Origin of the sequence: Haliea sp. (assembly GCF_040222615.1) — a bacterium.
Taxonomy (GTDB): Bacteria; Pseudomonadota; Gammaproteobacteria; order Pseudomonadales; family Halieaceae; genus Haliea.
The window spans coordinates 1-11,678 of sequence record NZ_JAVKCQ010000201.1; the positions used below are offsets into that span (position 1 = coordinate 1).

The following is an 11,678-nucleotide window of genomic DNA, read 5'->3' on the forward strand; positions in this document are numbered from 1 at the left end:
GCAGGTTCCAGGGCAACTTGAGCCAGCGCGCACCCGGAGTAAGCCAGCGCCGTATCACCACCCCCTCGCGTGTTTCGTGCGTCGGCTGCGCCGGATCCCAGCGCGTGGTAGCCACCTCGACCGCGTGGCCACGTCGCACCAGCGCCTCCGCCAGATCGCGCGCCTGGCACTCCGCGCCCCCAAGATAGGGCGGAAAATGCTGGATCAGGAAGCCGATCTTCATGGCCGACGGCGCAGTGACAGAAACGGATAGATGAGCTGTCGGTACAGGGTGCCCAGCAGACCAAGCGGGCTGCCGTCGCGCTCCAGCGGGAAGCCGGCGTCGGGAATGCCGGTGGCAGGCCAGATGCGATGATCGGGATGCTGGGTACCGAACAACCGGTCCCACAGCGAAAACAGGAAACCAAAGTTGCAGTCGTGGTAGTGATGCTCCACCCCGTGGTGCACGCGATGGGACTGGGGGGTGACCAACAGGTAGCGCAGCGGACCGAGATCCAGTCGCACGTTGGCGTGGTAGAACTTGGGATACAGCGTCTCAATTACCATCCAGAGGATGACCGCGGGGACGCCATTGCCGGTGATCAGCAGGGCCAGGCTGGTCACCAGCGAGGACACCATGCGATCCACCGGGTGCACCCGGGCATCGGTGAACAGGTTGAGGTCGCGCTGGGCGTGGTGCACTGAGTGAAAGGCCCAGAACAGGGGCACCTTGTGGCGTATCAGGTGGCTGAGCCAGCGGGCGAAGTCGGCCAGCAGCACGCCCAGGACGAACTGCAGCGCGGGGTGCCACTGCGCCACCCCCGGCAGGGTCAGAAAACCCAGATAGTGGCTGTAGAACGCCACAACCGCATGCGCCCAGGCTCCCAGGAACAGCAAGCGCAGCCCCATGCTGGCGAAATACCAGAGCAGGTCCTGGCGAAAAGCCACCGAGAAAAACGGCGCGGGGCTGACCGGCCAGCGGCTCTGCACGACCCAGACCAGGGTCAACAGCAACCAGTAGCTGAGCGGTGAATAGCGCGCTTTTTCGGGCATGACGTGGTGCGACAGCGCCGGCAACCAGTCACCCAACAACGGCAGCGACGACAGCGGCAGCAGGGCCGGCAGCAGGCACACCGCGCCCAGTAACAGCCATGCCAGTCGCCAACCCTGATGCGCCGACACCATGACTTAGCCCCGCAACCCGGAAGTCGCTGAGCGAGACTCCAGCTGTCGCAGCTGACTCTGGAGAACGAACAGCAGGAACACCACGCCGGGCATCAGGTGCAGCCCGATGCGTCCCACCGCGGTCTGCCGGATCGCGCCCACCGCGTACTCGGTAACTGTGAACAGGCAAAGGAAAAGTATGCAGGCAGCGGACAGCGAAGCGATCAACGGCCCGGCAACCGGCAGAACCACCGGCCGCCGCCAGATGACCAGCGCCGTCAGGAGCAAGAGATACCACAGGGCCATATGCCAGTTCCCCAACACCAGCAGACTCCTCAGGATACCTGACAGGGCTCCGGGTCGGTATCCCAAATCCAGGCTCCCCAGGGAGTGCCCGGCCACCGCTATCTCCGCGGGGAACAGCCACAACACCAAGGCCACGGCAACAGCGATCCCCGCTATCGCCAGCAATACGTTCCGGGCATCGCGGCGCCGGGCTACCCACAGGCCCGGCAGTATCGTCAGCATCCAGAAAAAACCTTCGTTCTTGACAAGGAGACAGCCCAGGGCGCAAAACAGCGCCAGCCGCCACTGCCAGGGCTGCCCGCCCCGGCTGCCGTTGTGCAGCGCCATCAGGCTGAGGCCAAAGGTCGTGGCGAGAAACAGGTCGGCGTAGCCGGCGAGGGCCACGTGAGTGTTCAGCAGGGGCAGTGTAAGCAGGAAGAACAGGAATACGATCACTTCCACCTGCGGCGCTCCCGTTGCTCTCGCCTGCCCGTAGAACGCCATCCCCAGGCTGCAGTAGCACACCAGCCACGGCAGATTGATGAGCGCTGGGTCCCAGCGGCCCAGCGCCGTAGCCAGCCAGTACTGCCAGACAGGCACCGTCACGGGATAATCCGGATGATGATCGGTGAACACCCCCTCACCGACCAGGCTGAGCCACTCATCGTTGGCGACAAAGGGAACGAAACCTTGCCATTCGAACCAGACGCGAGCCTTGGTTGCCCAGTGCATGGTCGCGTCCCAGGGAAACAGCGGTCGCCAGATCAACTCAAGCGCCAGGGACAACAGGCGCAGGGACAGCAGCGCCAGCAACAGAATGCACAGTAACCGGGCCACGCGCCCTGCCGGCAGCGCCGTCGGGGCCGCAGCCCCCGGCATCACTGTCGTGGTCTGCGCGAAGGACCACCAGCGCAGGGCCACGAGCAGCAGAACAGCAAAACCCAGCGGCGGCCAGAAGCCGGGCGGAAGGCCGCACACCGCCCACAACCGCAGCAGCAGGGGCCAGAGCAGCAGCCCTGCCAGCAGGCCATAGCCGGCGACCAGCCAGCCCCTCGCGGGCGTGGCGGGAACCAGCCGCGCAACCAGCTGCAGGCCCAGCAGTAGCGGCACCAATAAGGCGAGAGTAAGACGCAGCCACTCCATTCACCGCACCTCGAACAGGCCGATGTCGTCCGCCGCGAACAGCAGCCGCACGCTCCAGCCCTGGTCTGCGAACAGCAGTCGGCCAGCTTGCGGGAGAAAGCGCACCTGGCTTGGCTGCACCACGACAATATGGTCGCCGGCGCGCAACCGGGATGAGGCGGGGAGCTCAGGGCCGCCCCGCCGCCAATACACATTCAGCGGGTACAGGTAATACGCGGTACGCATGCCACCATAGTCGCTGCTGCTGGCCACAAAGATGCGCGTCGCGCCGCCGGCGGGCAGCAGCGATTTAACCCGCTCCGCGAAGGCCCACAGATCGGCATCATCGGTCAAACCGGGCCTGTCCGCTGCTGGCACCCCGGCAAACCTGTCGCGGGTGGCTTCCACCTGCTCAAGCAGGCGCCACTGCCAGGGCAGATCCAGCGCCAGCCAGCCGGCCAGCATCCACCACAGCAGGAAACGACTGCGCCAGCGCCAGTAGCCGGCTATCCCGACCGACACGAACAGCACACCGAGCAGAACATTCGGCGACAGGCCATGCCAGGCCTGGACCACGGCGGAGTGGGAATTGATGGAGGCGTGCCGCCAGGGACGGAACCCGGTCCAGTCGTACCACATGCCGCTCAGACGTGTGAGCGGAGTGACGGCCTGCCAGTCACTGGCGACCAGGGTGACTTCTGCGGCGGGTAGCCCGCGCAGCACCAGACGACACCGGGAATCCGGTCCCGCCGCGGCGGCCACCCCGGACAGGGGCAGCAGGATTACGCCATTCCGGAAAGGGCCCGTCACCCGGGCATCCGTTTGCCGAAAGGCAGCTGTCGGCAGCCGCTCCAGCCAGGCAGCCTCCAGCGCCCCGGCACCCTCGACGCGCAGTCGCAGTATCTGCCCGGAAGCCGGACAGGGCAGGCCATGGGCGGCGACGCCACGCCCCGACAGCTTCAGGGTCAGCCCCGGCTCCGGACCGGCCGGGGCGTCTGCGGGAAGGGTTGCGGCGGCTTCTGCCAGCGCCGGCTGGATCCCGGAGAGCAGCGCTGCTATCCACAGCGCAGCCAGGTGACTACGGCAAAGGGCCCGACTATATTCGCCCACCGCCCGCAATCGCTCCGGGGCAACGGCTAGATATGCCGGACCTGGTCAATCTCGTACTCGATGTCACCAGCCGGCGCGCGCACCACCACGATGTCACCCTCTTCCTTGCCGATCAGGGCCCGCGCGATGGGCGAACCAACGGAGATCAGGTTGTTCTTGACGTCGGCTTCATCCTCGCCGACGATCCGGTAGGTCACTTTCGCATCGGTCTCGGTATTCACCAAATCCACAGTGACACCAAAGATTACCTTGCCGGTGCGGGGGATTGCGGTAACGTCGATAACCTGGGCGTTACCCAGCTTGCCTTCGATATCCTGTATCCGCCCCTCGGTAAAGCTCTGCTGCTCACGGGCCGCATGATACTCGGCGTTCTCCTTGAGATCCCCGTGCTCCCGCGCCTCGGCGATGGCCTGGGTAATGCGTGGGCGGTCAACCCGCTTGAGCCTGTCCAGCTCTTCCCGCAGGCGACGCTCACCGGTGACTGTCATGGGTACCTTGCTCATGAACCGATGCTCCTGTGCAGGTCCTGCAGCCTGCGCACTGTCTTGTCCGTCTCCAGCTTCAGCGCCATGGTCATCGCCTCGGCGGCGGCCAGGGTGGTGGTATAGAATACCCGGTGCTGCTCAGCGCTGGCCCGGATCGGGGCGGAATCCGCGGTGGCGCGGCGGCCCTCCGTGGTGTTGATGATCAGGTCCGCTTCGTCGTTCTTGATCATATCAACAATATGCGGGCGCCCTTCAAGCACCTTGTTGACCCGACGCACCTCCAGGCCTGCCGCTTCCAGCGCATTGGCGGTGCCGCCAGTCGCTGCCAGCTTGAACCCCAGGGATACCAGTTCACGAGCCACCCGCACGGCACCGGGCTTGTCCACATCACGCACGCTGATCAGGGCGGTCCCGCTGCGGGGCGGCGGCTCGCCGGCACCGAGCTGGGCCTTGGCGAAGGCGCCGGCAAAGGTATCACCCGTACCCATGACCTCGCCCGTGGAGCGCATTTCCGGCCCCAGGATAGGGTCCACTCCCGGAAACTTGTTGAAGGGCATCACCGCTTCCTTCACCGAGTAGTAGGGCGGGATGATCTCTTTGGTGAAACCCTGGGAGGCGAGACTCTGGCCAGCCATGCAGCGCGCCGCCACCTTGGCCAGGGACACCCCGATGCACTTGGACACGAAGGGGACCGTGCGGGAAGCGCGGGGGTTCACCTCGATCACATAGATCCTGTCGTCCTGCCAGGCCAGCTGCACGTTCATCAGGCCCTTTACCCCCAGCTCCAGCGCCATCTGCCGGACCTGCTCGCGCATCGCGTCCTGCACCTCCGGCGCCAGGTTGTAGGGGGGCAGGGAACAGGCGGAGTCACCCGAGTGCACCCCCGCCTGTTCAATATGCTGCATGATGGCGCCGATCACCACCTGCTCGCCGTCGCTGACCGCGTCGATATCCACTTCGATCGCGGCGCTGAGGAAGGAGTCCAGCAGTACCGGGGCGTCGTTGGACACCTGCACCGCATCGCGCATGTAGCGCAGCAGGTCTTCCTCGCGGTAGACGATTTCCATGGCCCGGCCACCGAGCACGTAGGAGGGCCGCACCACCAGCGGGTAGCCGATGCGCGCCGCGCCCTCGACGGCCTCCTCTACACTGCGGACCGTGGTATTGGCGGGCTGCAGCAGGTCCAGTTTCTGGATCATGTGCTGGAAGCGCTCGCGGTCCTCGGCGCGGTCGATCGCGTCCGGGGTGGTACCGATGATGGGAACGCCGTGGGCTTCCAGGTCCCGCGCCAGCTTCAGCGGAGTCTGGCCACCGAACTGGACAATCACGCCCTTGGGCTGTTCCAGGTCGATGATCTCCAGCACGTCTTCCAGGGTCACCGGCTCGAAATACAGGCGGTCGGAGGTGTCGTAGTCGGTCGACACGGTCTCCGGGTTGCAGTTGACCATGATGGCTTCGTAGCCGTCCTCGCGCATGGCCAGCGCCGCGTGCACGCAGCAATAGTCGAACTCGATACCCTGGCCGATACGGTTGGGGCCGCCGCCGAGCACCAGGATCTTGTCCCGATCGGAGGGCATCGCCTCGCACTCTTCCTCGTAGGTGGAATACATGTAGGCGGTGGCGGAGGCAAATTCCGCGGCGCAGGTATCCACCCGCTTGTACACCGGGCGGACCCCGAGGCTGTGGCGATGCTTGCGCAGCTCGCGCTCGCTGACCCCCAGCAGCACCGCCAGGCGGGCGTCGGAGAAACCCTTGCGCTTGAGGCGGAACATGCGTTCGCGGTCGATTTCCGCCAGGGCCGCCGGTTTCAGGGCGTCCTCGGTGGCGATAATGTCCTGGATCTGGATCAGGAACCAGGGGTCAACCCCGGAGTACTGGTGTACTTCATCCACCGTCATTCCGGCCCGGAAGGCATCGCCGATGTACCAGATGCGATCGGCGCCGGGATTGGTCAACTCGGCCACCAGTTCCTCGCGCAGGTCGGGGTTGGCCACGTCGATCATGTGTTCGAAACCGGCGGAGCCCACTTCCAGCCCGCGCAGGGCCTTCTGCAGCGACTCCTGGAAGGTGCGGCCGATCGCCATCACCTCGCCGACCGACTTCATCTGGGTGGTCAGGCGCGGGTCCGCGGCGCTGAACTTCTCGAAGGCGAAGCGCGGAATCTTGGTGACGACATAGTCAATGGCAGGCTCGAAAGATGCCGGGGTCGCGCCGCCGGTGATATCGTTCTGCAGCTCGTCGAGGGTGTAGCCGATGGCCAGCTTGGCGGCGATCTTGGCGATAGGGAAGCCGGTGGCCTTGGAGGCCAGGGCCGAGGAGCGGGACACCCTCGGGTTCATCTCGATGATAACCATGCGCCCGGTTTTCGGGTCCATACCGAACTGGACATTGGAGCCCCCGGTCTCGACACCGATTTCGCGCAGCACCGCCAACGAGGCGTTGCGCATGATCTGGTATTCCTTGTCGGTCAGGGTCTGGGCCGGGGCCACGGTGATGGAGTCGCCGGTGTGGACCCCCATGGCGTCGAAGTTCTCGATCGCGCAGACGATGATGCAGTTGTCGTTCTTGTCCCGCACCACCTCCATCTCAAACTCTTTCCAGCCGATCAGGGACTCGTCGATCAGCAGTTCCTTGGTTGGGGACAGGTCCAGGCCGCGGGTACAGTTCTGCTCGAACTCATCCCGGTTGTAGGCAATGCCGCCACCGGAGCCGCCCATGGTGAAAGAGGGGCGGATGATGCAGGGAAAGCCGATCTGGTCCAGTACCTGGAAGGCCTCTTCCATGCTGTGGGCCAGGGCCGCGCGCGGGGTTTCCAGGCCGATACGCTTCATCGCCCGGTCGAACAGCTGGCGATCTTCCGCCATGTCGATGGCGTCCTTGGTGGCGCCGATCATCTCCACGCCGAACTTCTCCAGCACGCCTTCCCGCGCCAGGTCGAGGGCGCAGTTGAGCGCGGTTTGCCCGCCCATGGTCGGCAGCAGGGCGTCGGGGCGCTCCTGTTCAATGATGCGCGCGACCGTGGCCCAGGTAATGGGCTCGATGTAGGTGGCGTCTGCCATGGCCGGGTCGGTCATGATGGTGGCGGGGTTCGAGTTGACCAGGATCACCCGGTAACCCTCCTCCCGCAGCGCCTTGCAGGCCTGGGCCCCGGAGTAGTCGAACTCGCAGGCCTGGCCAATGACAATGGGGCCGGCGCCGAGGATCAGGACACTTTGGATATCGGTTCTTTTAGGCATGGCGAATCAGCGGTTTCCTGCTCTTGCGACTATGAGCTCAATGAAATGATCGAACAGCGGGGCGGCGTCATGGGGGCCCGGGCTTGCCTCCGGGTGCCCCTGGAAACTGAACGCCGCCTTGTCGGTGCGGTGGATGCCCTGCAGAGTGCCGTCGAACAGCGACTTGTGGGTAACCCGCAGATTGTCCGGCAGGCCGGATTCATCGACGGCAAAGCCGTGGTTCTGGCTGGTGATCAGCACGGTACCATCGTCGAGGTTCTGCACCGGGTGGTTGGCGCCGTGGTGACCGTGCCCCATCTTGACCGTGCGGGCGCCGCTGGCGAGGCCCAGCAACTGGTGCCCGAGGCAGATACCGAACACCGGGATATCGGTGTCCAGCAGCTCGCGGATGGCGTCGATGGCATAGTCGCAGGGCTCAGGGTCGCCGGGGCCGTTGGACAGGAATACCCCGTCCGGACGCAGCGCGAGCACTTCCGCGGCAGGCGTTTGCGCCGGCACCACGGTAAGGCGGCAGCCGCGGTCCACCAGCATGCGCAGGATGTTGCGCTTGACGCCGTAATCGTAGGCCACCACGTGCCAGGGCAACTCCTGTTCAGCGCGCTCACTGTGTCCGGCTTCGTGCTGCCAGCTACCCTCGCGCCAGGCATAGGGCGCAGCCACCGTCACGACCCGGGCCAGGTCCATGCCCTTGAGGCCGGCAAACCCGCGGGCCTGGGCCAGCGCCGCGTCCTCGTCGATATCGGCACCGGCCATGATGCAGCCGTTCTGGGCACCCTTGTCCCGCAGGATGCGGGTCAGGCGGCGGGTGTCGATGTCGGCGATGGCGACAATATTGCGCCGCTGCAGGTAGCTCTGGAGGTCTTCCTGGCTGCGGTAATTGCTGGCCATCAGCGGCAGGTCGCGAATCACCAGCCCGGCGGCCCAGATGTCCGCGGACTCCTCGTCCTCGGCATTGGTGCCGGTGTTGCCGATATGGGGATAAGTCAGGGTGATGATCTGCCGGGCGTAGGATGGATCGGTAAGGATCTCCTGGTAACCGGTCATCGCGGTGTTGAACACCACTTCGCCGACCGAGGCGCCTTCAGCACCTATCGCCACGCCTCTGAAAACAGTGCCATCTTCAAGGGCTAACAGGGCTGGACTGGACAAGAACACCTCCAAGATTCAGCGGTAAACCTTTGCTGCGGGCGCCCGAAAAAAAGCGAGATGGGAAGGCCACATCTCGCTTTTTCTCATAGAATCAGCTCTGGTTGTTCACAGCTACGGACGACACCCGGGGCGCAATCCGGGCACGTGAAATCTGGCGAAAGATTGTAGGGGATACCCCAGCCAGTGTCCAGCGCCAGCCGGGACTCTTCGTTCCGCTGGCGGCCTCACGGACTGCGCGTCCCGGCCGTGCGTCGCTCCGCCACGGGTATGCTCCTTTTGCTCCACTACGGGCGCATGCGGCGCGCGTTCCCTCATTGTTCTTGCGCTGCCGTCTGGCCGCGTACCTTGTCAGCCGGGCTGGTACCCGGCATGGCTGAGATAGATTTGGTGTTGATCTGTTCCCACTTTCAGGGCTGCAGGTTGGTAGCCTCTAAGCGGGGGACAGTGGACGCACCGACGCCCTCCGGTCCGCAAAACGACATCCCCGCACCGGATCAACGCAGGTGCAAGATTGGGGGCCACGGTACCCTGTCAAAGGAAGGGGTGGACAGTGTTGGCGGGATTCAAGCGCAATGCCATCCCTGATCCTCACCGAGACGAAGTCGATGGTGCCCAGTCAAGGTGCCCCGCGTTGATCCGGGGGGCGGGGGCTTCGAGACGGACTTGCAGGACGTCGGTGCGCTCGCCCAATTGTCTTAGTGGCTGCCAACCTGCAGCCTTGAAAGTAGGAACAGGTCGACTCAACTGGCACCGACGCCATGGCAAGTGCCAGCCCCGCTCACACCGTGCGCGGCCAGACGGCAGCGCAAAAGCACTGAGGGAACGCGCGCCGCATGCGCCCGGAATGGAGTATCGGAGTCCGCGCCTCCCGGAGCGACGCAGGGCCGGGACGCGCAGTCCGTAGGCCGCCACGCGAACGGAGGGAGCAAAGTCCGCCAGAGCGCCGATCGTACCGAACCGAGAAAACGGTTGCGTCGCGCAGTCGGATTCCTATGATGTGGTACCGCACCAATAACAGGGAAACTCTACCGCCCATGGCCTACAGCACAGGTAAATCCGCCGTGATCACCGGCGCCGGTTCCGGCATCGGCCGCGCCCTGGCGCAGCAGTTGAACCGGGAGGGCTGCGCGCTCTTCCTCAGCGATGTCGACACCCGGGGCCTGGCCGACACGGTAGCCAGTCTTGAACGCCAGGACTTGCCGATAGACCAGCTCCAGGTCGACGTCTCCGACAAGGCGGCCATGGACCGCTGGGCCGTTGGCATCGCCGAGCAGCAACACCACGTAGACATCGTCGTCAACAACGCCGGGGTGGCCTACAGCGCCCGGGTGGACGAGTGCAACTACGACGATGTGCAGTGGCTGATGAACATCAATTTCTGGGGCGTGGTGCACGGCACCCTGGCCTTCCTGCCGCTGCTGAAGGCGGCACCACAGGGGCATCTGGTCAATATTTCCTCCATCTTCGGCATGATCGGGGTGCCTACCCAGTCCGCCTACAACGCCGCCAAGTTCGCGGTGCGCGGCTATACCGAAGCCCTGCGGATGGAGATGGAGGGCAGCAGCGTACATGTGTGCTGTGTCCACCCGGGCGGCGTGGGCACCAACATCGCCCGCCGCAGTCGCGGCGGCCCGGCGGATATCAGCGCTGATGAGAAAGCGGCCATTTTTGACCAGCATGTGCGCACCAGCGCGGATTCTGCCGCCGCCCAGATCCTCGCTGCGGTGGCAAAACGCAAGCCGCGCCTGATCATTGGCCCCGACGCAAAGTTCATCAACCTGCTGGCCCGTCTGTTCCCGGTGAGCTACCCGCGCTTCATGCCCGGGCTGGGCAAGGTCGGCCGGGACGACCCCGCGTGACACAGGGCATCCGCAACGCCGCCGCGGCATGATCGAGAATAAACTCGCCACCGGGCAGTTGACCGTGTTGATCCTGGCCCTGATGGCCACCGGGATTGGCCAGTCACTGGTATTTGCCATCCTTGCGCCCCTGGGTCGGGAGGTGGCGCTGAGTGAACTGCAAATCACCTCTATCATCGCCGTTTCGGCACTGATATTTGCCCTCGCGTCGCCGCACTGGGGGCGGTTCAGCGATCGCGTCGGGCGCAAGCCCATCATCATCACCGGCCTGCTCGGCTATACCGCCGGCACCCTGGTCTTTACCAGCGTGCTCTATGCCGGCCTGGCGGGTTTGCTGGGCGGCACCCTGCTGTACGGGGTCGCACTGCTGGCGCGCTGTGGCCAGGCGGTCATCATGTCGGCGACCACCCCGGCCACCACCGCCTATGCGGCTGACAACAGCAGCACTGAGCACCGTACCCGGACCATGGCCAAACTCGGTACCGCGAACAGTCTGGGCACCATTCTCGGGCCGGCGGTGAGTGGCGCCCTGGCGACCTTTGGCCTGCTTGCGCCCCTGTACTTTGCCGCAGCGCTGGCGGCCTCCGCCGCCCTGCTGGTCTGGCGACAATTACCGCGCACCCCGCAGCGCGATCTGGTGCCCCGCCACCTCCGGGTGCGCCTGCGCTTTACCGACCGCCGCTTCCGGCACCTGCTGGCCACGGCGGTGGGACTGTTCGTGGGCTTCTCGGGTATCCAGCAGACCCTGGGGTTTACCCTGCAGGACAAACTGGGCCTGACCGGCATCCAGACCGCGCAGATGACCGGCGCGGCGCTGATGGTCTCCGCGGCCTTTACCTTCCTGGTGCAGATTACCGTCATGCAACGGGTCAAGCTGGAGCCCGGCCAGTTTATTCGCCTGGGGCTGCTGGCAATGCTGTTCGGGGCCGCGATCCTCGCCAGCGCAGACCACTTCCCCCTGCTGGCCGTGGGCATGGCTTTTGTCGGCACCGGGCTCGGCTTGACCATGCCCTCCATCTCCGCCGGCGCCTCCCTTTCGGTGGCGCCCGAAGAGCAGGGCTCCGTGGCCGGCCTGGTCGCCGCCTGCCCCGCCATCGGCTTCGTGGCCGGGCCAATCTGTGCCGGCGCCCTGTACCAGGTACACCCGGCACTGGCGCCGATGTTCAGCGCCAGCGTCTTCTTCCTGGTCCTGGTGCTGCTGGTGCTGCAGGAACGGCGCTGAGGCTCAGAGCTGGGGCAGGGCCTCCACCCAGGCGCTGAAGGCGCGCACCGCGGGTGCCGCCGCGCGG

Annotated in this window: 9 protein-coding genes; 2 read left to right on the top strand and 7 right to left on the bottom strand. The window is 65.4% G+C overall.

The window, feature by feature from the left end; all coding sequences use genetic code 11:
* The 7 genes from RJQ10_RS15940 to carA form a co-directional block, all read right to left on the bottom strand.
* Positions 1-223 (bottom strand): glycosyltransferase (locus tag RJQ10_RS15940; protein WP_350148367.1); only part of this gene is annotated, 223 nt, incomplete at its 3' end.
* The gene (locus RJQ10_RS15945; RefSeq protein ID WP_350148368.1) at positions 220-1,164 is read right to left on the bottom strand and encodes a sterol desaturase family protein; all 945 of its coding nucleotides are present in this window, start codon (positions 1,162-1,164) and stop codon (positions 220-222) included. The genes RJQ10_RS15945 and RJQ10_RS15940, both read right to left, overlap by 4 nt.
* A gap of 3 nt (positions 1,165-1,167) precedes the next feature.
* On the bottom strand, positions 1,168-2,571 hold the full coding sequence (locus tag RJQ10_RS15950; protein WP_350148369.1) for a hypothetical protein: 1,404 nt from the start codon (positions 2,569-2,571) through the stop codon (positions 1,168-1,170).
* Positions 2,572-3,660 (bottom strand): hypothetical protein, encoded by a 1,089-nt coding sequence (locus RJQ10_RS15955; RefSeq protein WP_350148370.1) that lies wholly within the window; start codon positions 3,658-3,660, stop codon positions 2,572-2,574.
* 26 nt (positions 3,661-3,686) lie between these two features.
* Entirely contained in the window at positions 3,687-4,163 is a 477-nt protein-coding gene (gene greA / locus RJQ10_RS15960) for a transcription elongation factor GreA (protein ID WP_350148371.1), read from the bottom strand.
* Complete coding sequence (gene carB, locus RJQ10_RS15965) at positions 4,160-7,381, bottom strand: carbamoyl-phosphate synthase large subunit (RefSeq protein ID WP_350148372.1); 3,222 nt, start codon at positions 7,379-7,381, stop codon at positions 4,160-4,162. Before carB ends, greA begins: the two co-directional genes overlap by 4 nt.
* A gap of 6 nt (positions 7,382-7,387) precedes the next feature.
* Positions 7,388-8,530, bottom strand: coding sequence for a glutamine-hydrolyzing carbamoyl-phosphate synthase small subunit (gene carA / locus RJQ10_RS15970; protein WP_350148373.1), 1,143 nt, complete (start codon positions 8,528-8,530; stop codon positions 7,388-7,390).
* 1,034 nt (positions 8,531-9,564) lie between these two features.
* Here carA and RJQ10_RS15975 point away from each other — a divergent pair.
* Together RJQ10_RS15975 and RJQ10_RS15980 are read left to right on the top strand one after the other, a co-directional pair.
* Positions 9,565-10,389 (top strand): SDR family NAD(P)-dependent oxidoreductase, encoded by an 825-nt coding sequence (locus RJQ10_RS15975; protein WP_350148374.1) that lies wholly within the window; start codon positions 9,565-9,567, stop codon positions 10,387-10,389.
* A 28-nt stretch (positions 10,390-10,417) separates the two neighbouring features.
* Entirely contained in the window at positions 10,418-11,611 is a 1,194-nt protein-coding gene (locus tag RJQ10_RS15980; RefSeq protein ID WP_350148375.1) for an MFS transporter, read from the top strand.
* Positions 11,612-11,678: the final 67 nt, after the last annotated feature.

Bases quoted from the DNA above. Each gene is read 5' to 3' on its own strand.
- RJQ10_RS15945 (WP_350148368.1), bottom strand. From the start codon at position 1,164: ATGGTGTCGGCGCATCAGGGTTGGCGACTGGCATGGCTGTTACTGGGC.
- RJQ10_RS15950 (WP_350148369.1), bottom strand. From the start codon at position 2,571: ATGGAGTGGCTGCGTCTTACTCTCGCCTTATTGGTGCCGCTACTGCTG.
- greA (WP_350148371.1), bottom strand. From the start codon at position 4,163: ATGAGCAAGGTACCCATGACAGTCACCGGTGAGCGTCGCCTGCGGGAA.
- carB (WP_350148372.1), bottom strand. From the start codon at position 7,381: ATGCCTAAAAGAACCGATATCCAAAGTGTCCTGATCCTCGGCGCCGGC.
- RJQ10_RS15975 (WP_350148374.1), top strand. From the start codon at position 9,565: ATGGCCTACAGCACAGGTAAATCCGCCGTGATCACCGGCGCCGGTTCC.
- RJQ10_RS15980 (WP_350148375.1), top strand. From the start codon at position 10,418: ATGATCGAGAATAAACTCGCCACCGGGCAGTTGACCGTGTTGATCCTG.